General features: G+C 62.7%; 16 protein-coding genes. 10 read left to right on the plus strand and 6 right to left on the minus strand.

Annotated features, from left to right (window positions below):
- The 3 genes from CKO25_RS20895 to CKO25_RS13740 all read left to right on the plus strand — a co-directional run.
- Positions 1–208, plus strand: a 208-nt coding sequence (locus CKO25_RS20895; RefSeq protein ID WP_207162296.1) for a hypothetical protein, incomplete at its 5' end; no start/stop codon positions are given.
- A 9-nt stretch (positions 209–217) separates the two neighbouring features.
- On the plus strand, positions 218–832 hold the full coding sequence (locus CKO25_RS13735) for a class I SAM-dependent methyltransferase (RefSeq protein ID WP_200388518.1): 615 nt from the start codon (positions 218–220) through the stop codon (positions 830–832).
- Positions 833–880: 48 nt separating this feature from the next.
- A complete protein-coding gene (locus CKO25_RS13740) occupies positions 881–1,447 on the plus strand; it encodes a Uma2 family endonuclease (RefSeq protein WP_200388519.1) in 567 nt (188 codons plus the stop codon).
- Between the two features lie 50 nt (positions 1,448–1,497).
- Here the strand turns inward: CKO25_RS13740 and CKO25_RS13745 are convergent, their stop codons facing one another.
- Both CKO25_RS13745 and CKO25_RS13750 read right to left on the minus strand, forming a co-directional pair.
- On the minus strand, positions 1,498–1,896 hold the full coding sequence (locus CKO25_RS13745; RefSeq protein ID WP_200388520.1) for a Rieske (2Fe-2S) protein: 399 nt from the start codon (positions 1,894–1,896) through the stop codon (positions 1,498–1,500).
- Positions 1,897–2,450: 554 nt separating this feature from the next.
- Positions 2,451–3,203, minus strand: a complete 753-nt coding sequence (locus tag CKO25_RS13750) for a rhodanese-like domain-containing protein (protein WP_200388521.1) — start codon at positions 3,201–3,203, stop codon at positions 2,451–2,453.
- Between the two features lie 870 nt (positions 3,204–4,073).
- Here CKO25_RS13750 and CKO25_RS13755 point away from each other — a divergent pair.
- The 4 genes from CKO25_RS13755 to CKO25_RS13770 all read left to right on the plus strand — a co-directional run bounded on the left by CKO25_RS13755 (position 4,074) and on the right by CKO25_RS13770 (position 9,689).
- On the plus strand, positions 4,074–4,988 hold the full coding sequence (locus CKO25_RS13755; RefSeq protein ID WP_200388522.1) for a choice-of-anchor A family protein: 915 nt from the start codon (positions 4,074–4,076) through the stop codon (positions 4,986–4,988).
- A gap of 373 nt (positions 4,989–5,361) precedes the next feature.
- Entirely contained in the window at positions 5,362–7,509 is a 2,148-nt protein-coding gene (locus CKO25_RS13760; RefSeq protein ID WP_200388523.1) for an amylo-alpha-1,6-glucosidase, read from the plus strand.
- 239 nt (positions 7,510–7,748) lie between these two features.
- Positions 7,749–8,516: a hypothetical protein gene (locus CKO25_RS13765; RefSeq protein ID WP_200388524.1), complete on the plus strand. Its 768-nt coding sequence runs from the start codon at positions 7,749–7,751 to the stop codon at positions 8,514–8,516.
- Between the two features lie 18 nt (positions 8,517–8,534).
- A complete protein-coding gene (locus CKO25_RS13770) occupies positions 8,535–9,689 on the plus strand; it encodes an AI-2E family transporter (RefSeq protein WP_200388525.1) in 1,155 nt (384 codons plus the stop codon).
- A gap of 118 nt (positions 9,690–9,807) precedes the next feature.
- On the opposite strand, the gene CKO25_RS13775 is transcribed toward CKO25_RS13770, so the two are convergent.
- Positions 9,808–10,227 carry an STAS domain-containing protein gene (locus CKO25_RS13775; protein ID WP_200388526.1) on the minus strand — a complete coding sequence of 140 codons (420 nt, stop codon included), beginning with the start codon at positions 10,225–10,227 and terminating at the stop codon, positions 9,808–9,810.
- 700 nt (positions 10,228–10,927) lie between these two features.
- Between CKO25_RS13775 and CKO25_RS13780 the strand changes: the two genes are divergently transcribed.
- Positions 10,928–12,454, plus strand: a complete 1,527-nt coding sequence (locus CKO25_RS13780) for a DUF1538 domain-containing protein (RefSeq protein WP_200388527.1) — start codon at positions 10,928–10,930, stop codon at positions 12,452–12,454.
- Between the two features lie 40 nt (positions 12,455–12,494).
- Here the strand turns inward: CKO25_RS13780 and CKO25_RS13785 are convergent, their stop codons facing one another.
- The 3 genes from CKO25_RS13785 to CKO25_RS13795 form a co-directional block, all read right to left on the minus strand.
- Entirely contained in the window at positions 12,495–13,256 is a 762-nt protein-coding gene (locus CKO25_RS13785) for an outer membrane protein (protein ID WP_200388528.1), read from the minus strand.
- 158 nt (positions 13,257–13,414) lie between these two features.
- Positions 13,415–14,692 carry an o-succinylbenzoate synthase gene (gene menC, locus CKO25_RS13790; RefSeq protein ID WP_200388529.1) on the minus strand — a complete coding sequence of 426 codons (1,278 nt, stop codon included), beginning with the start codon at positions 14,690–14,692 and terminating at the stop codon, positions 13,415–13,417.
- Positions 14,670–16,721, minus strand: coding sequence for a PhoX family protein (locus CKO25_RS13795; protein ID WP_200388530.1), 2,052 nt, complete (start codon positions 16,719–16,721; stop codon positions 14,670–14,672). Before CKO25_RS13795 ends, menC begins: the two co-directional genes overlap by 23 nt.
- Positions 16,722–17,174: 453 nt before the next feature.
- Between CKO25_RS13795 and CKO25_RS13800 the strand changes: the two genes are divergently transcribed.
- On the plus strand, positions 17,175–18,512 hold the full coding sequence (locus CKO25_RS13800) for a GGDEF domain-containing response regulator (RefSeq protein ID WP_200388531.1): 1,338 nt from the start codon (positions 17,175–17,177) through the stop codon (positions 18,510–18,512).
- 46 nt (positions 18,513–18,558) lie between these two features.
- A complete protein-coding gene (locus CKO25_RS13805; RefSeq protein WP_200388532.1) occupies positions 18,559–22,437 on the plus strand; it encodes an ATP-binding protein in 3,879 nt (1,292 codons plus the stop codon).
- Positions 22,438–22,465 lie beyond the last annotated feature (28 nt).

The following is a 22,465-nucleotide window of genomic DNA, read 5'->3' on the forward strand; positions in this document are numbered from 1 at the left end:
TTCTGGTTGGGGTAGTGGTCTGCTGAGGCCTTGGGTCGCCCGCAAGCGGTCTCCAACCTGTGGGTGGGTGCAGGACAATTCAGTGGCGGCGCGAGGATTTGACGTTGGCAAGATGATTGGAAAACCCAATGCGGTCGGTGTTTTTGATCACACCGTGTTTAATACAGGGGCGAACCCATTCACCCGTGGTTACAAATTTTTGATCTGACAGTTACCAATGAGCGTCGAGTCCACATACAACCGTTACGCAGCATTCTATGATTTTATCTATGGCTCTGTCCTACAAGATGGTCGGAAGAAACTTGCCCGGCTGATTTCCAAGGAACCAGGTCGCCATTTGCTTGAAATCGGAGTTGGCAGTGGGTTAATGCTGCCGTTATACCCAGACCATCTCAGTATCACGGGGGTCGACATTTCCAATCAGATGCTCGCGAAAGCAAGGAAGAGAGCGGGTTTGCTGCGAAATAAGACGATTACATTACACCATGTCGATGGGGAAAATGGCGGTTTTCCGGATGAGTCATTTGATCATGTTGTGCTGCCATACGTGTACTCTGTCACTCCCGACCCCGATCACTTGATCGCTGAGTCTTTCAGGGTCTGCAAATCTGGCGGAAATATTTGGATACTCAATCACTTTAGCGGTTTCGGAACCGTTTGGGATTATGTCGGACTCATCGTGAAATCATTTCCTGACTCGGTAGGGTTTAGGTCGGATTTTTCGTACGAAGATTATGTCGTTTCGAAGGGTTGGCAGGTGGAAGAAATTCACAAAGCCAATGTGTTGGGATTGTCCCGAATTATCAAGGTCAGGAAGCCTTTAGCCGCTTGATCATAAAGGCGATTTCAGCACTGATTCAAGACCAGGAGTCACACCAACATGACGACTCTAGCCCGAGACCACTCCTCAGTCTCCGTCGATGACTATTTAGCCAATGAGGATGGGGCCGATATCCGTCACGAGTATATCGATGGTCAGCTTTATGCGATGAACGGTGCGAGCCGCAACCATGGCTTGATCGTTGGTAATCTTTACGCACTGCTGCGCCCGCTGTTGCGAGGCACCCCCTGCCAACTCTTTGCTAACGATATGAAAGTTCGGCTGCGGATCAACGATCAGGACATTCTCTACTATCCTGACCTGCTCCTGAGCTGCGACGAGAACGATCGCGAAACCTACTATTGCAGCCGCCCCTGCTTGCTCGTCGAGGTGTTGTCGGACTCCACTGCACGGATCGACCAGCGCGAGAAACTCTGGGCCTACCAGAGCATTCCGAGCCTGCAGGAATACGTCCTGGTTTCGCAGACCGCGCGGGTGGTTCAGATCCATCGGCGCGCGCGGGACTGGGCACTCGACACCGTCACCGATGGCCGCGTCCGGCTAGCGTGCCTTGATGTCGACGTACCGCTGGATGTGATTTACGAGGACGTGCGCGCGCCAGGGTGAAGTGGGAGCCCGCTTGCGGGCGATGCAGCCATGGGCCTGGGTGGCCGCGGTCAGGTCGGGTGCCGCACGCGTTTGTCTGTGAGGTAGATCTGACCATCGATTTCCAGGGTCCGCAACGCCTCGAGTCGCTCGCCGGCACAGAGCACGCTTTTGGATGCACCGGTGGTGGGGTCGTAGACGATGCCGTGCATGGAGCAGCGCAGGGAGTCTTGGTCGGTATCGAAGATCCCGTCGTGCATGCAGTCTAGGCGCCGTACCATGTGCACGCATTGATTCAGATACGCATAGACCTGTCCGCCGAATCGCAACACGATGGCGCTTTGCGGTGCCTGCTTGAATCGGATGGGGATGATGCGATGCTGATGCTCCTTTAGATCAGCGCTTGGGCACACCAACAGTTTGCGTCGCTCAAGTGCCGAGAGCGTCTGGGGTGGTGATGACGAACTCATGGCGTGGGCACTCGCGTTGTCGCGATTCGCGGCGATGGGCCATCTGGTTGCGCCGCCTCGGGTTGATGACGACCGGCGCGCTGTGGTGGGATGACGCTGGGTGTGTGGTGGTCTCGTTTCTCGGTTTCGTGAGCGGGGGGCTGTGCCATGGTCTGGATCGACTTGAGGGTTGTTTTCAAGGATCCATAGCACATCGCGAGCCAAGTATCTGGGTTTTTTAGATCAATGACTTAGGATGGGTCATCGACTGTGTCGACGGTGATGTGTCGCATCGATGACAAGATGGTGTGGTGGGTGACTCCTGGGATGTTAGAAGTCATTGGGCGATGGTGGTTTGCGGAGGTCTGGTCGCCCGCAAGCGGGCTCCTACATTAAAACTGATCCGAGATATCTTGGGTCGCTTGAAAGCGGGGTCGTCCGTCACCCTCGATCCGAGATCTTGGATCGCCTTCAAGCAGGGTCGTCCGTTACCCTCGATCCGAGATCTTGGGTCGCTCGCAAGCGATGGCGTTCGTCACCCTCGACCCAAGACCTGAGATCACCCGTAAGCGACGTCAATCGACCCAAGTGTAGAGGTCGGCCATGGGTTGATACATCAACCAAGGCAAGAGCCGCGTTTCGTAGGGTAGGCCCTGATGATAGCGCCAGCCGTTCTTGTCCCGGTCATCCAAGACGAGATCATGATTGAGATCGACCGCGGAGATGACGCGGGAGCCATCCTCTTGGAGTTTCGGTGCGGTCAAAAAGACTCCGACGAAGCCTTCCCAAATGTTTCGGACATGCGTGTAGCCGGCATCGGTGAGTAGATTGCCGGCGGCAACGCTGCGGACGCCGGTGCGGCATAACAGGTAGATGGGGGTGTCTTGATTGGGAATGATTTTTTGAATGTAGCTGAGGAAATCCGCATCGTTTTGGTCGATCTGAGAGGTACGAGCGACACAGGCGCCATCGGGATGGCGACCACGCTCATCGCAGAACTGATAGATAAAGGGATAGGGGACGTTGTATGAGCGTTCGGGGTGGCCGGCCTTGTATTCGGGGATGCTGCGTACGTCGACGATGACCGCACGCAATAAGGGGTTACCCAAACGACCGCCTGAGCCGAGGTTCACAAAACCGCGCTGGACCACCGTATGCAGATAGGCTTCGGCAGGGCTGATCTCTGACTTGTAGTAGCCACAGAGCCCAGCGCGATTTTCATCAAAGGGGCAGGGCGGTTCCTCAGCCTGAGCAGAGACCATCATCAATGACCCCATTGCCGTGCCGGTGATCGCGGACCAGATGTATCCTGTCGCTGTTCTCATCATGATGATCCTCTGGTGGTTGATGACCTGGATGCGCGCAGGGAGTGATCAGCGATCATGCCCTGGTGAAATCTGGATGCCGCGAACAGGTCTTTTATTATGGAGATTGGGCAGAATTCGATCCGTCTGCCTCAGGGGCTGGTTCCAGAGAGACCGAGTATAGTGGTTTGTTATCAGGTGACAACCCTCAATCTGCAATCGGCCTCAATCTGCGACGCTCTTGTCGGATCCAAGCCGGAATGGCTGTCTCTCGACCGGCACGCGTCCGGTTTTCACTCTGCTAAGCCCTCTTTATCCCTCATGCTGTCAGGTTTTTTTACAGCTCTAGTGACACCTTAGATCCGAGAGTAAATGATTGATGATAAAATCATTATTTTGGATTAATCACGGATTGGATGGCGCGTGAAGACTGCCGTGCGTTCCCTGTAGAGGCCAAACTGTCAAGTTTTTTTACAGTCAGCGCCCTGATTCAGGCCGGTCTTCGTTGATCGTGCTCGCCGATCGCTAAACGTCCTCATATCGTCTCGTTTCCGTGTCCGCCTTTTGCGGCAGTTTCGATGCTGCGTGCGCAGATCAGATTGGCCACAAACTCAGGACTAGAGGGCCTTGGTTCGTTTTTTCGCGCCGTGCTGAACGCGTTTCGCAACGAGTGCCTAGGAGCAGCAGGGTGCGGGGTGCGGGGCCGCGCGCGCAATCTACGCAATCTAGTGGGGCGGTTGTCTGATGCGATCATGATTTCCATGGCCCGGTATTTGCGTGTGTAATCGTCTGAGTCCTATTGTTTCAAGATACATCCCGATGATCACCATCACGAGTGTCGGTCTTGAGTGATCGGATCATCTCTTGAACGAAAATGAATGAGGTCACGACGATATGCGTTTTACAACAACGATCTTAACGACGCTGTTACTTGGGGCGTCCGTCACCACCGCACATGCCGCATTGATTGGTCCAGCCGCTGATTACAATGTCTTTGTGTTTGGAAACTTCACGAGTTCTAACAGTGATACAGAGGGGAATTTGGCGGCAGGCGGTAATGTCAATCTGACGAATTATGCGGTGGCTTCGAAGATTCCCGGACAGGACGGCGGCCGCCTCGTGGCGGGCGGTCACGTGACGGCAACGAATGGCGGTGTCGGGGATGGCCAAAACGGCCGAATTTATGCCGATTCGACCAATTTGACAAACTTTACGGCCACCGGCGGCGTTCAGCCACAAACGTTAGTGGATTTTGCAGCCGCGGAAAGCCTTTATAAAGGTCTGTCGACAAGCTTGGCGGCATTAACTGCGAACGGGACAACCAATGTAGAATGGGGTAGCTTGAATTTGACCGGCACTGGTTCTGGCTTGAGTGTGTTCTCAGTCACCGCTGATCAATTGACCAATACCAACTCCGTAAATATTACAGCTGATGCTGGTTCGACTGTTTTGATCAACGTCAGCGGTTCCGGACAGATTTTCCAAAATGGCCAAGTATTCTTGAATGGGATCAGCAAGCACAATGTGCTGTACAATTTCAGTGAGGCTACAGACTTACACCTTGCGGGCAGCAAAAACCCATATGGGACGATCCTCGCTCCTTTTGCTGATGTGACGGGTGGTTGGGGTGCATTAGACGGTCAATTGATTGCGCAGTCGTTCGATGGAAACATCGAGATGCATAATGTTTTATTTGAAGGCACCCTGCCCAGTCCTGTCCCGTTACCTGCAGCCGTTTGGCTATTCGGATCCGCCTTAGGCATGATGGGTGGTATTGCGATCAAACGGCGTCAACGGCGATCGACTTAACGTTCTGGTGTCGCAATCATTGGTCAGGCTCCATTTGATTTGGACGAATCCTTGGCTGCGCATGGATCCGTCGCAACGTCTGACCAGGGCACCGCGTTCAGCGCCGATATCAAGTGTGCGGCTTCCGTCTTCGATGACCGACAGCGGAAGATCGTAGTGCATGACCGGCTAACGCTCTAACATCACCTCAGTGCGATCGGCTGGGTCGGCCGGTAGATGTTCTGCTTTCGGGCGACCCAGACCTTCACAGTCAGCCAAGAGCCTGACGATGGCGCCCGCAAGCGGGGGCCGACGGCATCGGAGGCTTTCTTCAGATTCGTTTGTTGAATCGATACTCTTTCCAATCCCGATCTGCTGTTGAGCGGTGATCCGAATGAGCACGAGACGTGATCAACGCCCCTTTGACGAGACGCTCGAAGCGGTCCGGTTGCGCTGTGGCCGGGCGGTCTGTGGGTCGCTGGCAGAGGCCGAGCGGCGTGAGTGGTGGTTGGCCAATGGCCGCGGCGGTTATGCGGCGGGGACGTTGGCGGGGACGCTGACGCGGGGGTATCACGGTCTCTTGGTCGCACCGCTCGATCCGCCGTTGGGGCGTCGACTGGTGGTGGTCAAGCTGGATGCCACCCTGGACGACGGGGAACGTCAGTGGCCACTGCATGCCAATCGTTGGGCGGGGGATCAGGTGACGCCGAACGGTTTTCAGTGGCTCGAATCCTTCACGCTCGAGGGGCGCATGCCGGTGTGGCACTGGGCCTGTGGCGAGCATCTGATCGAGCAGCGGGTGTGGTTGCCGCGGGGCTCGAATGCCGTGTGGGTCGTCTATCGCTGCCGGCGGACCAGGATCGCTGCCGACACCCAGGCCGGTACGGCGACCGGGACAGGGGGGCCGTTGCGTCTGCGGCTCGCACTCTTAGTCGCCGACCGCGACCATCATGCGGTGGGTGGAGCGCTCGATGGCGTGGAAGTCGCCGCGACCGCGACCCGTGCGGTGATGCCCTTGCGCGGGGGTCACCGGCTCGCCTGTGCCGTTGTGGGAGGGCGTTTCGAGCTGGATTTGGCCCTTTGTGAGGGCTTCGACCTGCCCGCCGAACGGGCGCGCGGACTCTCGGATCGTGACGGCCATCTGCGCCTCGGCTGGGCGACGGTCACACTCGATGGGACGCGCTGGAGCGGGGTACTGGCTGGAGTGGACCCGCTGCCCTTGGATCCCGACCCCGCGACCAGTCTGGCTGCGTTCCGAGATCGTGAGGTGCGACTCCAACAAGCCGCGCGCGCGGCGAATGCGGTCGCGACCGCCTGGCCGCCCTGGGTCGAGCGCCTGGTGCTCGCGGCCGAAGCCTTTCTGATCGAGCGCGCGCTGGGGGGCGGCGAGACGCAACCGGACGGGGTCGGGGGCAGGGCGACGACCGGGATGTCCGTGATCGCGGGCTATCCCTGGTTCGGGGACTGGGGGCGTGACACCATGATCGCCGTGCCAGGGCTCACGCTGGCGACGGGACGGCTCGGGGATGCACGACGGATCCTCGAGACCTTTGCCGGCTTCGTCGATCGTGGCATGCTGCCGAATCGGTTCCCCGGGGCGGGCGAGACGCCGGTCTACAATACGGTCGATGCGGCGCTCTGGTACCTGGAGGCCTGGCGCGCCTATCTCGCGGTGAGCGCCGATTGGGACGCCCTCGCGGCGGTGTTCCCGGTCCTGGAATCCATCATCGCGCAGTATCGCAGCGGGACGCGCTATGGCATCGTCATGGATCCGCGCGATGGCTTGGTGCGGGCGGGCGAGCCCGGGGTCGCGCTGACCTGGATGGACGCCCAAGTGGGGGATTGGGTGGTGACGCCGCGAATCGGTAAGCCGGTGGAGATCAATGCGCTCTGGTATCAGGGGTTGTGCACCATGGCGGCATGCGCGGCGCGGTTGGGTCGGGATGGCGCGCCCTATCGGGACCTGGCCGCGCGCACGCGAGACGGGTTCGCCCGATTCGTGCGCCCCGATGGACTCGGTCTCTATGATGTGCTCGATGGACCCGACGGGGACGACGCGCGCATCCGCCCGAATCAGATCTTTGCGGTCAGCCTGAGTCATAGCCCGCTCGCACCGGCTGAGCAGGCCGCAGTCGTCGCCACCTGCGCGCGGCACCTGCTGTGCTCCTATGGTCTGCGCTCGCTCGCGCCGGGGGACCCAGACTATTGCGGTCGCTATGAGGGGGATGTACGGCAACGCGATCGGGCTTACCATCAAGGCACGGTCTGGGCGTGGCTCCTGGGACCCTTCGCGTTGGCGAGTCATCGCGTGACTGGCGATGCCGCTGCGGCACGCTCACTCTTGGAGCCCATCGGGGATCATCTCAGTGATGCGGGTTTGGGCAGCGTGAGCGAGATCTTCGACGGCGACCCCCCGCATGACCCGCGCGGCTGTCCGGCACAGGCGTGGTCGGTGGCCTGTATCCTTGAGGCCTGGGCGCGGCTCGCGCGCGAAACCAGGGCCGCGGCTGGAACGGGTGCCGGGGGTGGCGTGGGACGCTGACGCTGGGCCGATGTCGGGCCGATTGGAGGGCGCATCGGGGAGACAGCGGAGAGGATGGCTTGCATCTTCCCGCGCAACAGCCTATCCCTAACACCGCGGGGTGCAGCGGGTCGCGTGCCGCTGGTCCAGGCAGCGAGAGTGTGTCAACGCGGACGTGCCGAATCGGCTGGGCAGGTGCAACCGACAGGCAGCGGATCACCGACTATCGAACACTGACTCATGACAACTGTTCAGGATTGATGAATCAGCGCCTTGTGCTCGTTTTGTTTTTCGGGAGCCTGTTTCTCGCGATCTTCGTGGTGACCACGGTGATCCAGTTGACGCTGGTGGTGCCGGCGCGCGAACGGATCTCCGTGGGCGAGACCGCGGCGCCCAGGCCGGCCACCGTGTCACCGGCAAGCCCCCCTCTGGGACGGGACTGGGAGGCCGAACGCCGTGCTCCCGAGACCTGGGGCGCGCGCCCGCCAGCGCCCACTGCTCCGGGTTGGACCGACCCAAGTCGCGGGGAGCCGCGCCGGCCCGATCCCGCGCCGGTGTGGCAGGATCCATCCCCGCCATTCTGGTCGCAGCCCGCCCCACCAACCCGGCCGGATCCCTCTGGCCCGACGCCCGGTCCCGACGCCTTTCGTCCCTTTGGTGCGCCGGACGCGACGCGTCCAGCCGAGCCGACGCGTCGCGTCGAGCAGGGCGATGTCGATGCCTGGTGGACACCGGAGGCGCCCCTGCGCTTTCGGCCCGACAAGCGGTTTGAAGGTGGCGTCGACCCGGCTCCCGAGACACCGGCCTATCGCTTTCGCCCGCTCGATCCACCCCGCACGCGCACCGATTCAGGACGTCCACCCCAGGGCGCCGCGCCCCGGCGGGGGGAATGGCGGGGGCGCCCCGATGAGCCGCCGCCCGTCACCCCCTTCCCTTCGCCTTGGGGAACGTTCCCGCCAGGCCCAGCGCCGTTCTGGCTGGATCGCTATCCCTCCGTCCTCACGGATGAGGCGACGCTCCCGACCTGACCTGGATGGACTGAATCCATGAACCAAGATGTGGCGACCAAGTCGATCGTGTTGGTGATGGCCTTCGGGATCACGCTGCTGTTCCTGGCGATGATCCAGAAATTCCTGATGGCCTTGTTCCTCGCGGCGATCTTCAGTGCCTTGGCACGGCCCCTGTTCCTGCGTCTCGAAACCCGCTTCGGCGGCCGTCGCCATCTGGCCTCCGCCGCGACGCTGGCGGTGATGGTGATCCTGGTGTTGCTCCCGCTGACGCTCTTGATCGGCGTGGTGATCGCGCAGGCCATCGAGATTTCAGCCGTGGTCACCCCCTGGGTGAAGGCGCAATTGGCCTCACCCGACTCCTTCTCCGAGGGGTTGCGCCGTCTTCCCTTCTATGAGGAGCTGTTGCCGTTGCGGAATCTGCTGTTGGAGCAGGTCGGCGAGGCGGTGTCGATCACCAGCAAGTTCATTGTCGGCGGTCTCTCCTCCTTGACGATCGGCACCCTGAACTTTTTCCTGATGTCCTTCGTGATCCTCTACAGCATGTATTTTTTGCAGATGGACGGGGATCGGGTCGTCGAGCGGATCCTCTACTATCTGCCGTTGAAGGCGGCGGATGAGCGGATCATGCTCCAGAAGTTCACGTCGGTCACGCGCGCGACCATCAAGGGAACCCTGGTGATTGGACTCTTGCAGGGTGGCCTGGCGGGGATCGCGTTCGCCGTGGCGGGGATCGACAACTGGGTGTTTTGGGGCACCCTCATGGTGGTCCTCTCGATCATCCCGGCGGTCGGCGCGGCCTTGGTCTGGATCCCGGCGTGCATCGTCCTGGCCTTTCAGGGACAGGTGATGACGGCGCTGCTGCTGGGGCTGTTCTGCGCCCTGGTGGTGGGCAGCCTGGACAATATCCTGCGTCCCATCCTGGTTGGCCGCGACACCCAAATGCATGAGCTCATGATCTTTTTGAGCACGCTCGGGGGACTGGTGATGTTCGGCTTCACCGGCATCTTTATCGGCCCGCTGATCGCCTCCTTCTTCATCTCGATCTGGGAGATGTACGGGGTCGAATTCGCCGATGTGTTGCCGGATACCGAGGATGTCCTAGCGGTGCTGTCGCACCTCGACGATCCGCCTGAGTCCGAGCGCACGGGCGGTGACGGCGAGCGGTCCCCACCTTCCGAGCGCGAGCGCTGAGTGCGCGGCGCGGCCGTGCCCATCACCTGAGGGTTGTGTTGACCCCGCCCTGCCTCTCGAACGGCATCCATCCGTGCGAGAGGACGACAATCGGCGGCGATGCGAGGGGGGATGCCGTTTAAGAGTCCATGCGGCCGATCATGGTCCGCGGAGCGAGATCGAAGCCCTTGATGGTCAGCGAGGTGACCCCGCGCTCGGCGAGCGCCTCGCGCAGCAGCACGATGGCGACGAGACCAGAGTCGAAGACATAATCGACCCCGCTCAAATCCAAGACACAGGCCTGAATGCTCGCGTCGACGGCATCGGCCAGGCTGAGCAGATGGGCGTGACAACGCAGATCGAGCGGACCATAGAGCTGGACCTGCAAGAGACCATCCTGAACCCGGTAGTCGAGATCTGGAACGCGGGTCGTGAAGGCGGTTTCATCTCCGCACGTGACGACCGGGAGCCGACCTGCGTTGAGACGGTCGCCGATGCGAATGGCATCGTTCCAACGCTGGGTCGTGGGTGAAGCGTGCCGCGAAGGCTGAAGCAACATGTCCGTTCTCCTGATTGAATCCCGAACCTGCCTGACGATCGAAGTGCACGGGATACGGCATGCGCACAATCCTGGTGCGATTCCCGCAGGACCTTCCAATGGTGCCACTCACTAGACCGACAGCACAATAGATCGTTCACTCGAAAGGAGTTCGGAGATCACGGATAAAATGATGGAAAGGAACGAAAAAGATCTGATTTCCGTGGGTTTGGTCAGGTTGTCCCGCGCGATCCTCGTGGGACACCGGTCCGCCCCGGCGCGGGCGGCCGCGGGGACGCCCTGGTGTGCGGCGAGCGGGCATTGATCGAGACCCTCTGCACCAATCCTAAGCGGGTGCCGGGATCAAGCCGGGTCGCTGGCTCCCGCGTTGTGATCCCGGGTGGGGGTGTCCAGGCGTGCCCGGGGGAGCCACTGGGGCGGAGCTACTGGATGGACGCGCGGCGGTTGCTCGGCTGCTGCCCGGGAGTCTGGAAATCACATAAGATGGGCGCGATCGGCTCTTGCCCGCGCGCGATCGCCGTGTGCGGGCAGGGGACGTGAGGAGGGTGCGAACGATGCGCGCTGTCCCTATGCGCGCTGTCCCATGGTGTCGTGGCCGCTTGCCGCATGCACTCCCACGACGCGCACGCAGACCTCTTGCCAAGACCCATACGGACCGGGACCTGATCCGGTTGATCGAGCGACGGAGCGGACGCCAGCCATGTCTCAACTGAAGGAATTCCTTGGATTGCTGAACCATTCGTTCCGCAATCTGCTCCCGATCATCTTGGTGGTGGGGGTCTTTCAGTTGTTGGTGATCCAGCAGGTGCCGGAGGCCTGGCTTGGCATGGTGATCGGCCTGCTGGTCGTCATCTTGGGCGTTGCCCTGTTCCTGCATGGCTTAGAGTTGGGCATCTTCCCGATCGGGAAGAACCTCTCGAACGAGTTTGCGCGCAAGGGCTCGCTGCCCTGGCTAATGGTGTTTGGTTTTTCCCTGGGCTTCGCGGCGGTGATCGCGGAACCGGCCCTGATCGCCGTGGCCACGCAAGCCGAGACGATCAGCGCTGGGCGGATCGATGGGTTCGTGTTGCGGGTGCTGGTCGCCGTCTCGGTGGGTGCGGTGGTGGCCTTGGGCATCCTGCGCATCATCCTGGGGCATCGTCTGCACTGGTACATGATCATCGGTTACCTGATGGTCGTGACCGTGACCTTCTTTGCACCGGCCGAGATCGTGGGACTGGCCTACGATTCAGGTGGCGTGACAACCAATATCGTCACTGTTCCGCTGATTGCCGCCTTGGGCCTTGGGTTGGCCGTCTCGATTCGTGGGCGGAGCGCCATGATCCATGGCTTTGGCTTGGTGGCACTGGCCGTGATGGTCCCGATGATCTCGGTCCAGTTGTACGGCATCCTGGTGTACAGCTTTGGTGAGGCGGCTGAGGTCGCCACGGTCTTGCCCCAGGTCAGTGACAGCAGCGCGAGTATCCCGCAGGGAGGGAGTCATGCGGGCGTCGGTGGGATCCTGCTCGGCATGCTCGGCGACCTGATCGAGATGTTTCGTGACGTGCTCCCCATCATCCTCGTGGTGTTGGGCTTTCAGTATTTGGTGATTCGCAAGCACATCGCGCATGTGCACAAGGTTGCCGGGGGCTTCGTGCTGGTCATCATCGGCCTCTATGCGTTCGTGGTGGGCCTGAAAATGGGGCTCTTCCCGATTGGGCAGAGCATGGCCGAGCAGTTGATCGCGCTCGACCAATGGTTGTTCGTCTATTTATTTGCCTTTTCGATCGGCTTCGCGACCACCATGGCCGAGCCCGCCCTGATTGCGATCGGCCATCAGGCGGAGGAGGCCGCGAAGGGGCGTCTCAAGGGCAATACCATTCGGTTGTTGGTCGCGCTCGGGGTCGCGGTTGGCATCACCATCGGGGTGCATCGCATCATCAGCGGCGACTCCATCCATTACTACATCATGGGCGGTTATGCGTTGGTGATCGTCTTGACCCTCCTGACGCCGAAAGACATCATCGCACTGGCCTACGACTTAGGCGGGGTCACGACCTCGGAGGTGACGGTGCCGCTGGTGACGGCCCTGGGGATCGGGTTGGCGTCCCAGATCGAGGGGCGCAATGTGATGATCGACGGCTTCGGCTTGATCGCCTTCGCCTCGATCTTTCCGATCATCTCGGTGATGAGCTACGCGATCCTAGCGGAGCGACTCGCGCGCCGCCGCTCCACGAGCAGGGCCTAATCCCGAGTGCCCGAGTGGCGACCGCTGCCCCGGGTCTTGGTTACCAAGACCAGCGCATCCCAACGCCGATATCCTGGGTGCTCTGGTCGATCTCGAACAGTTCGCGGACCTCCCCATTCCCAAGGCGTCCGACGAACTGATAGGAGGGATAGCCCGCGTAGCGGTAGGTGGCGTGGATGTCCAATTGCGGTGTCAGGGCATAGCGCATCCCGAGACCTAGGACATAACCGAGCGCGGTGGTCGACTCATTGTAGGCGGTGACACTCTGGGGCGCGCTTGTGCGTTTCAGATAATTGAACTCGCCGACGGTTCCGCCGAGTTCGCCGAACACCGAGAAGGCTTGGCTCAACCGATACTCCGGGAGCAAGCTGAGGGCGAAGTTGTAGGGCATGTCGTATTTGATGTAGGAGCGCGGGGTGGTGGTGGTCCATTGCGCGTCGAGGTAGGAGAACCGCCCCTGCGCGGAGACCGACCATTGTGGCGTGAGATCGATCTTCCGCCCGCCCAGGATGCTCAGCCCCAGACCGTCGGCGACATCTTCAAAACGGTTTGGGGCGCGACCCGAGGTGAAGCGAACGGTTGGTTCAAAGGTCACCTCGCTGCCGGTCAGTTCGGCACCGATGAACCAGCGATCGGCGTGAGCGGACGGCAGGACGAACAGGGCGAGGAGCGTGAGCGGCAGGACGCGTCTGGCCGCGCGACCGAGATGTCGCTCCGCACCTGTGGTGCCGCGGACCGCCGCCGGCGTCCGACGGCAATGACGCGCTTCGTGATGGACTCGGGGACGCTGGTGGCGGCACATCTGATATGGACCTCGTTGGTTGCGAAGGGTGATCCTAGGTTCTTCAGCCAATGCGAATAGTGTAGCTGATCCGCGGGGCCTGGATCGATCGGCGCACGTGCGGGGTTCCGCGCCCCGAGGACCGCCGCGCTGGCGTCGCCCTCGCCTTCACACAGGGCTTAGGGTTCCCAATGCATCGCGCTCTGCCTCAAGAGGACCTCGGGATCGACCCCCCAACCCGGATCGGTCGGCAGCGCGATCTCACCCCTGTGGCAGGGAAGGGGGGCGATGGGGTCGTCGGTGAAGTAGGGACCTAGGGCGACATGGTCGCCCGGTAGGCTCACCTCCGCCCGGCTGGAGAAGTGCAGGTTCGCGAGCTTGCCGAGGCCGGATTCGAGCATGCCGCCACACCAAACCGGGACCCCATGGCGGCTGGCGAGCTGCGCGATCCGGATTGCCTCGAGGAAGCCGCCAACCCGTGGTGGCTTCACATTCAAGACGAGCCGGGACGGATCGGCGTCGCGCCGCCAACAGTCGATCGCCTGGCGGGCATGCCGGGCGTGTCGGATGCTCTCATCGAGGCAGATGGGCGTGCGCAGATGGGCGAGCTGACGGGCGTGGTCGAGGAGATCATCCGCGGGGCCCGGTTGCTCGATCATCAGGAGGTCATGCGCATCGAGCGCGGCGAGGGCACGCAGATGATGGGGATCGAAGAGATCGTAGGCGGAGTTGGCATCAACCTGCAGCTGGAGACTCGGATAGGCGCGCCGCACCGCCGCGACGAAGGCGAGGTCGTGTCCGGGTGCGATCTTCATCTTCACCCGCGTCAGGCCCTGCTCCTCGACGGCGACCCGGACCTTCCGCAACAGGTCGGTGGGGGTCGGTTCCAACCCGAGACTGATGCCGGCGGCGACCCGCTCGCGCTGACCGCCCCACAGTGACCAGACCGGAACCCCGGCGTGGCGCGCGATCGCATCCCAATAGGCGCCCTCCACGCCCACGCGCGCCATCGCATGGCCGACCAGCCATCCATAGCGTGCGATGAAGGAGTCCACGCCGGTGATGGGCGTCGGGTCGGCGCGCAGTGAGCGGGCGATATGACGCAGCGCCACGGTGACGGTGCCGGCGCATTCGCCATCGTACCAAGGGGTTGCCAATGGCGGGCATTCGCCGATGCCGGTGAGGCGCGCGCCCGCCGCGTTGCGCAAGCGCAGCAGCGGATAAATTCGCTCCAGGGTCTCGGTGCGCCCGCCGCGGGTGATGAAGGGATGGGTGAGCCGCAGCGTGCGGCGCGCGAAGCCGAAGGCCTCGATCATCAGGGGCTCATGCTGCGCGCAGAGCCCCAGTCCGGCGGCTGTCAGGGTCGCCTCCTCCGGCGCGCGCGCACTGGGTTCGCGGGAGCCCTGATCCGCATGCGAGGGGGCCGTCATGCGTTTAGCCGCCAATGGGTCCTCCATCCTCCTTGGTGATCACCAGCACGGATGGGCGCGGCGGCATGTTCGGATCAAAATCGGGCCAGCGCGTTGCCGGATCGGCGAAGGTCGAGAGCCGCTCGAAGCCAGGGTAGTCAAGCGTCCCATCGGTTCCAGGATGCTGCACCGCCAGGAAGAGGCTGCGTCCGTCGGGGGTGAAGCAGGGGCCACAGAGTTCCGCGCCCACCGGGACACGGAAGAACATCCGACCGATCCCACGGCCCGGCCCCGCGGTCTCGAGCGCCCAGAGACCATCCGCGCCGCCCGAGGCCGTGGCCCAACCGCGGCCCTGATCGGTGGCGATCCAGAGTCCCCCTGCCGGGTCGATGGCGCAGTTGTCCGGGCAGGCGAACCAGCCGTTGGCGCTCGTCGCGGGATGCCACTGGGCGGCGACGTTCGGGTCTTGAGGATCGCCAGCCTGGACCAGGATGTCCCAGGTGAAGCGCGCGGCGGTGTGATCGCCCTGCGGCGGGGTGAGTTCGAGCAGGTGGCCCCACAGGTTCTCCGCGCGGGGATTGGCGGCATCGATCTGCTCGGGTGTGCGGCGACTGTTATTGGTGAGCATGACATAGATCCGTCCCGTACGTGGATCGGGCTCGACGTCCTCCGGGCGATCCATCGGGGTGGCGCCGAGCAGATCGGCCGCGCGCCGGGTCTCGATCAAGACATCCGCCTGGGAGTGAAAGCCATTCTCGGGGGTCAGCCCGCCGTGACCGAAGATCAAAGGCAGCCAGGTGAGGGTGCCGTCCTCATCAAAACGCGCCACCGCAAGGGTCCCGTCATCGAGGAGATCGCGATTGGCCGCGCGGTTGACGGGATCAACCGGATTGCGGGTGACGAAACGGTAGAGGTATTCGAAGCGCTGGTCATCGCCTGAATAGAGCACCAGGCGTCCATCGGTATTGACGATGGACTCGGCACCCTCGTGTTTGAAGCGTCCGAGCGCGGTGCGCTTCACCGGCATGGCGGATGGGTCGAGCGGGTCGACCTCGACGATCCAGCCGAACCGGTTCGCTTCGTTCGGTTCGGCGTTGACGTCGAAACGCTGCTGGAAGTCGCCCCAGGCGAAGAACCCGGCGGGCACGCCATAGCGTTCGTAGTTGGTTTTTTCCGGATGCGCGCCAGATCCTTCGTCCGCGCGCGCATCCGTGGGGCCGGATGGGCGATCGAGGTCGCCACTGAAGTAGCTGTGGAAGTTCTCCTCGGCCATGAGATAGGTTCCCCAGGGGGTGATCCCACCGGCACAGTTGTTCAGCGTCCCGATCACGCGCGTTCCGCTCGGGTCGGCGGTGGTCCTGACGCGCGCGTGACCCGCGACCGGCCCGGAGAGCGCGATCTCGGTGTCAAGCGCGGTGATCCGGCGGGTGTAGGGGCTGTCCGGCACGATCCGCCAACGTCCCGCGTGCTTGCGGATCTCGAGAATGGAGCCCCCATTGCACGCCATTTCGATCTCGACGTGCGCGGCGGTGCGCTGATCCGCGTCCGGGAACATCACCTCGGCATTGGTGTATTCGTGATTCACGCACAGCAGGCCGTGTTCGGAGTTGTTCGATCCAAGGGGCAAGGGAATGTAGCCGATATAGTCGTTGTTGTAGCCGAATTGGCGCCCTTGTGCCGCCGCTTGCTGGGCGTTGGGATCGAATGGTGGGGCGTCGGACCACAGCGGATCGCCCCAGCGGATGAGCAGATCGGCACGATACCCTGGTGCGACATGATGGGTGTCGTCGACCCCGCGCGTGATCTCGCTGAAACCGAAGCGGGTTAAGGGCTCGGGCGCGGGTGGCGGCGTGCTCGAGGCCAGGGCGCGGTTCGCGAGGGGGCTGGCGCCAAGGCTGCTCAGCGCGGTGAGCGCGAGCGCGCCGCGCAGGAGGGTGCGGCGATCGCAGCGTGCCTGCAGGACGTCGGCGAGCGTGGGGGCCGCTGAGGGATTGGTGGACTGGTCGTCCGAGGCCTCGTGGCGTTGGGCCTGGGTCTGCGTCGGACGTGGATGGGAGCTGCGGGTTGAGCGTGACATGCTGGAATGCTACCTCGGTGAGTCTGGGTCCGTGGGTGCCGCCACCCGTGATGGGCGCCGCCATCCGGCCATGTGCGCCCAGATCTGGTCGCCTGGCGCGCGGGATGCCGGCCCGAGCGAGCCAGGTTCATTGATCCCCCGCGATCCGACGCTCATTGCAGCATACGCGCGCCAGATGACAATGCGATGGCCAGGGCTGCGGGTCAGGGCAACCGCGGGTCGCGAGTGCGGCCCGACACGTCTTGACCAAGGTCACAGCCGGCGGCCTGGACCCATGTTAGCCTTCTCCCACGGGATCGACGCGGCGGCATGCCCCCCGCGGGCTTGGACAGGGTTGGGAGTGCGCACTTGGAGTGGGACGCCCTCAAGCGGAAGATGACCTACCAGGCGCCCGATCGCCGCGTTGGTCGATTCGGACCAACGATGACCATGGCGCGGAGTGCGATTGAAGTGATGCGTTCTGCTCAAACTGCCAAAATCCTCATCGTCGATGACGTGGCGACGAACATCGAAGTGCTGCTGGGGATCCTGGAGCCGGACTATGATGTGAGTTTCGCCACCTCGGGCCGTCACGCCTTGGATCTGCTGGCCAAGGGCGCACGTCCAGACCTCATTTTGCTCGATGTGATGATGCCCGAAATGGATGGCTACGCGGTCTGTGCCGCCTTGAAGGCGGACTCGCGAACACGCGCGATCCCGATCATCTTCGTCACGGGCAAGACCGATGCCGAGAGCGAGACCCAAGCCTTGGATGCCGGTGGCGTGGATTTCATCCATAAACCGGTCAACAGTCAGGTCGTGCGGTCACGGGTGCGGTTGCACTTGGAGTTGCAGCGGCGCACCCGCGAACTCGAACGCAGCCTGATCGAGGTCGCGGCGGCCAATGACCGGCTGCGGGTCCTGACGCAAGCCATCCAGCACAGTCCGGCTTCGATCGTGATCACCGGGCTTGATGGCACGATCCAGTATGTGAATCCAGCCTTCGTCGAGGAAACCGGCTACTCACTCGTTGAGGCCGTGGGACGCAATCCACGTCTTCTGAAATCGGGCCTCAATGACCCGGCGACCTACCGGTCCCTGTGGGAGCATCTGCAACGCGGCGAACCCTGGGTCGGGGAACTGATCAATCGGCGCAAGACGGGGGAGATCTACTCCGAAGAGGCACATATCGCGCCGGTGAAGGATGTGCATGGCGAGGTGACGCACTATGTGGCGGTAAAGCTCAACATCACCGAGCGCAAACGGTCCCAGGAGCGTTTGACCTATCTCGCCACGCACGATGCCTTGACCAAGCTCCCGAATCGCGCGCTCTTCTTCGAGCACCTGGATCGCGCCCTGGCCCTCGCCCGTCGGAACCGCACCCGGTTGGCGCTGTTGTTCATCGATCTCGATCACTTCAAGCCGGTCAATGACACCTTGGGTCATGCCGTGGGCGATCGCTTGTTACAGCAGGCGGCGCGCCGCATGGCCAGCAGCTTACGCGACGCGGACACCGTGGGGCGGATTGGTGGCGATGAATTCGTCGCCCTGCTCACCGGTCTTGACACCCCAGAGAATGCACGGTTGGTCGCGGAGAAACTGCGCGATGCGGTTCGTCGACCCTATGACCTGGCGGGCCAGACGGTGCGGATTTCGGCGAGTGTCGGTGTTGCGATCTTTCCGGATCATGGTGATTCGAGCCTCGTGTTGGCGCGCCATGCCGATGATGCCATGTACCTCGCCAAACAACAGGGACGCGACGGGGTGGTGCTCTTCGACCCCACGCTGATCCCGACGACCGGGACCGGCTGATGTCCCGCCCGCGAGGGCTCGCCAAACCGCTGTCAAGGATCTGGTCATGACCCGAACCACGCGTGCTGACGCGCACGGTCTCAAGCGCTGGTGGACGAGGCCGCCACGTTTCGCGACGCGCCTGGCGCTCTATTTTGGAACCCTGTTCGCGCTCACTCTGGGGACCCTGTTCGCCCTGTGGTACCTGGGGCTTCCGCAATTGGGTCTCGAGGGTGTGCGGCACCGGTGGTTGCAGGAAACCTCGCGTTTGCTGGAATACGGAGCCGATCAACGGCTCCTGACACTGCTGCGCGCCTTGGAGGAACGGCGCAGCGATATCCTCTTCAACACCGAGAGTCGCACCCTGGCTCGGCAACTGAGAGCGGATGATCCGGCTGTACAAGAGAGTCTCGAGACGCTCTACGAGCGGTTGCAGCGCGCCTACCCGGGGCGCTATGAACGGTTCCTGATCCTGCACCCACAGACGGGCCAGATCCTTGCCAGTCATGATCCCGCCGAACGCGGGCAGGTGTTTGAGGACTTCGGTCTCATCGAGCGTGTGCGTCAGTCCGGTCACGCCGAGTTGATCGCGGAACGACCCTTTCCGGATGGCACCTCGGGGCTCGTCATCATCCGTCAGTTTTTTGGCGAGCGCTTGGATGACGACCCGGCGACTCAGCCCATCGGGATCGCGGTTGCCTTCTTGAATGTGGCGCTGTTGTTCGAGGGTTACAGTCGCCCAGCAGTCGTCTCCCCACTGCTGGGGACCCGCGTCTGTGTTTTTGACTCCCAGGGCCGGGTCATTCGCGGATTGCGCGGCGAGACGGATCCGCACACGGGTATCCGCCTTCGGGATTCATTTGGCTGTGGCGATGCAGAGACCCTCGCGCGGTGGGTCGCCGTGGAGCAGGGGGCCGTGTCCTATCGCGCCGTTGCCTTGGGCGACGGCCAGGTCTGGACGCTGGCTTCGGCGCTGAGTCAGTCCGAGGCGCTCGAGCGACTGGAGGTGGGCGTCGGACCACTGATCATGGTCGGCCTGTTCCTGACGATGCTGGGTTTGTTGCTCATCACCTTGGCCGCGCGGCGACTGACTCATCCCCTCCGTGCCCTGACCGCGGCGGTTGGACAACTCGGTCATGGGCACTTCGAGACGCGTGTTCAGTCTGTCCGGGGCGAGACCCGTGAGCTGCGAACCCTAGCGCATGCCTTCAATCGGATGGCCGGGGAGATCCAAGCGAACCAGCAATCGCTCACTCAACTCGTGGCCGAACGCACGGCCGATCTGCGCGCGACCCAAGCTCGGCTCGAAGCCTCGATGGCGCAACTCACACGGTCCGAGGCCCTCTATCGGGCGCTGTTTGAGCAAGCTCCGCTGGGGATCCTGCTCGCGGATGCGACAACCGGGCGCATCATCGAGGTGAACGACCGCTGTGCCGAGATCGTGGGCCGCGCGCGGGGTGACCTGGAGCAGCTGGAATGGATGGAACTGGCGGATCCGGATGAATTGCCGTCGATTCAGCAGGCCCTTGAGGAACTCAACCGCGGTTCCCGTGTGAGCTTTCATGGTGAGCAACGTTATGCGCACCCAGACGGCTCGCTCCATTGGTTCGACCTCTGGGTTGCGCCGATCAATCTAAACGAGGCTCGGACCTGCCAACTCGCCTTCATGCAAGACTGTACCGAGCGGGTCGCGGGTGCGAACCGCATCCGCGAGACCCTCTATCATCTGAGGTTGGCGACCGATGCCGCCGAGATCGGGGTCTGGACCTGGGATCTCGAGAGCGGGGTCATTACAGCGGATGCGCGGGTCTGTCGCTGGTTCGAAGTCTCCGCGGATCAGTGTCGTGCCGGGGTTGATGTTGCGTTCTGGCGCTCCCGCGTTCATCCGGATGATCTTGACGAGGCGGCAACCAAGCTGGAACGCGCGATTGCGACGGGCACCTCCTTCGAACACAGCTATCGGCTGTCCTTGCCGAGCGGGCGCGAGCGCACCATTCACGCCGTGTCCTTCATCGAGCCGGAGTCCGCGAAGGGTCCGGCGCGGATGCTCGGAATCCATCAGGATGTCACGGTCCAGCATCGCGCCGAAGCGCAACTGCGCGCCGAGACCCAGGCCGCCGAGGCAGCGAGTCGGGCCAAGAGCCAGTTTCTCGCCCATATGAGTCATGAAATCCGCACGCCCTTGAATGCGATTCTTGGACTGGTGCAAGTGCTCGAACACTCGGTGCACGATCCTGATCAAGTGGAGATCTTGCGTCAGATCAGTGACGCGGGCCGATCGTTGCGCTCCATCCTCGACGATATCCTGGATCTGTCCAAGATCGAGGCCGAACAACTGCATCTCGACTCGCGCCCCTTCCGACTCGAAACCCTGCTCGCGACCATCGAGACCTTGCAGGGTGCTGTTGCGCGTGCCAAAGGTCTCGTCTTCGTGATCACCGCCCCCGAGATGTTCGAGGGTGCGTTGCGTGGGGACCCTCTGCGCCTCCAGCAAATCCTCAACAACCTGCTCGACAATGCCATTAAATTCACCGATCGCGGCGAGGTGCGACTTGAGGTGACGCCGTTGGACGTGCGTGACGAGCAGGTGCGCTTGCGCTTCGAGATCAGTGACACGGGCACCGGTATCAGTCCCGCGGCGCTGCCCAACCTCTTCATGCCCTTCACTCAAGCCGACACGGGGATCAGTCGCCGCTTCGGCGGCACCGGCCTCGGTCTCTCGATCAGCAAACGACTGGTGGAGTTATTGGGTGGTGAGCTCAGCGTACGCAGTCAGGTCGGAGCCGGGAGCACCTTTCGGCTGGAGATGTCGTTCGCGCGCACCCAGGAACGGGTGGCCGCCACCCTAACGACGCCGGCCGCGCGCGGTGCGCGCCTGGCCGGTCTGCACTGTTTGGTGGTGGACGATAGTGCGATCAATCTCGATGTGCTCGAGCGCATGCTGGCGTTGGAAGGTGCACGGGCGACGCGTGCGAGTGACGGCGAACAGGCTTTGGTCTGTCTGCGCGCGGCGCCCATGGCATTCGACGCGGTGCTCATGGACGTGCAGATGCCGGTACTGGATGGACTGAGTGCCACGCGCGCGATCCGGGGCGAACTCGGCTTGACGCGATTACCGATCCTGGCGGTGACGGCAGGGGTGCTGAAGGACGAGCAGCAGCGTGCGCGCGCCGCCGGCATCGACGATCTCTTACCCAAGCCGATCGAATTCGAGCAGTTGGTCGCCACCCTGATCCGCTTGACGACCCGCCCGCCGGCGGATCCATCCATGCCTCCACCGCGCCTCTCAGTCCCGGCCGTGCCTGCCTTCGCAGAACCGTATCCGCAGGAGGAGATGCTCGCCGGCATCGATCCCGCGCGGGCGGCCTTGTTCGGGGGCACTGGCCAAGCGCGCTTCCGTGAGGTCTTGCGGGTGTTCCTGAGTGAGACCGAACGCAACCTGACGGAACTGCGCGCCGCTTGCGCGCAGGGTGCGCGGGATGAGGCCACCGCCTTGCTGCACCGACTGCGCGGTGCGGCGGCGAATCTGGGGGCGTACGAACTGGTCGAACCCGCACGCCAGTTGGAAGAGCGAATGCGTGGGTCCCAACCTGATGCTCCTGAACCGCGGGAACTCTGGTTGGGACAGCTCGATGCGGCACTTGCACGGTTGCGGGACACGGCCGCGTCCTGGCAGCCGGAGCCGCCCAGCAGCGATGGCCCAGATCAGGAACCGATCACCCCGGAGCGCGTGGCTGAACCCCTGGATCGCTCACGGCTGGCGGATCTGCGCATGGCCCTGGAATCACAACGCCCTCGTCCAGCACGCGAGGCGTTCCATGCCCTGCGGGCCAGTCTCACGCAGACGTATGGTCCGGAACGCATCCGGATCATCGCCGCCGCGATCGATGAACTGCGTTTCGCCGCCGCGCTCGCGGCCCTGGACGCACTCACCGGCGAGGACTGACCCGCGCGATCCCAGCGGCGGGTCCGGA

It is taken from the genome of Thiocapsa imhoffii (assembly GCF_016583985.1).
GTDB classification, from domain to species: domain Bacteria; phylum Pseudomonadota; class Gammaproteobacteria; order Chromatiales; family Chromatiaceae; genus Thiocapsa; species Thiocapsa imhoffii.

Excerpts from the sequence above, each read along its gene's own strand:
- CKO25_RS13735 (WP_200388518.1), top strand. The coding sequence starts at position 218 with ATGAGCGTCGAGTCCACATACAACCGTTACGCAGCATTCTATGATTTT.
- CKO25_RS13740 (WP_200388519.1), top strand. The coding sequence starts at position 881 with ATGACGACTCTAGCCCGAGACCACTCCTCAGTCTCCGTCGATGACTAT.
- CKO25_RS13745 (WP_200388520.1), bottom strand. The coding sequence starts at position 1,896 with ATGAGTTCGTCATCACCACCCCAGACGCTCTCGGCACTTGAGCGACGC.
- CKO25_RS13750 (WP_200388521.1), bottom strand. The coding sequence starts at position 3,203 with ATGATGAGAACAGCGACAGGATACATCTGGTCCGCGATCACCGGCACG.
- CKO25_RS13755 (WP_200388522.1), top strand. The coding sequence starts at position 4,074 with ATGCGTTTTACAACAACGATCTTAACGACGCTGTTACTTGGGGCGTCC.
- CKO25_RS13760 (WP_200388523.1), top strand. The coding sequence starts at position 5,362 with ATGAGCACGAGACGTGATCAACGCCCCTTTGACGAGACGCTCGAAGCG.
- CKO25_RS13765 (WP_200388524.1), top strand. The coding sequence starts at position 7,749 with ATGAATCAGCGCCTTGTGCTCGTTTTGTTTTTCGGGAGCCTGTTTCTC.
- CKO25_RS13770 (WP_200388525.1), top strand. The coding sequence starts at position 8,535 with ATGAACCAAGATGTGGCGACCAAGTCGATCGTGTTGGTGATGGCCTTC.
- CKO25_RS13775 (WP_200388526.1), bottom strand. The coding sequence starts at position 10,227 with ATGTTGCTTCAGCCTTCGCGGCACGCTTCACCCACGACCCAGCGTTGG.
- CKO25_RS13780 (WP_200388527.1), top strand. The coding sequence starts at position 10,928 with ATGTCTCAACTGAAGGAATTCCTTGGATTGCTGAACCATTCGTTCCGC.
- CKO25_RS13785 (WP_200388528.1), bottom strand. The coding sequence starts at position 13,256 with ATGTGCCGCCACCAGCGTCCCCGAGTCCATCACGAAGCGCGTCATTGC.
- menC (WP_200388529.1), bottom strand. The coding sequence starts at position 14,692 with ATGGAGGACCCATTGGCGGCTAAACGCATGACGGCCCCCTCGCATGCG.
- CKO25_RS13795 (WP_200388530.1), bottom strand. The coding sequence starts at position 16,721 with ATGTCACGCTCAACCCGCAGCTCCCATCCACGTCCGACGCAGACCCAG.
- CKO25_RS13800 (WP_200388531.1), top strand. The coding sequence starts at position 17,175 with ATGCGTTCTGCTCAAACTGCCAAAATCCTCATCGTCGATGACGTGGCG.
- CKO25_RS13805 (WP_200388532.1), top strand. The coding sequence starts at position 18,559 with ATGACCCGAACCACGCGTGCTGACGCGCACGGTCTCAAGCGCTGGTGG.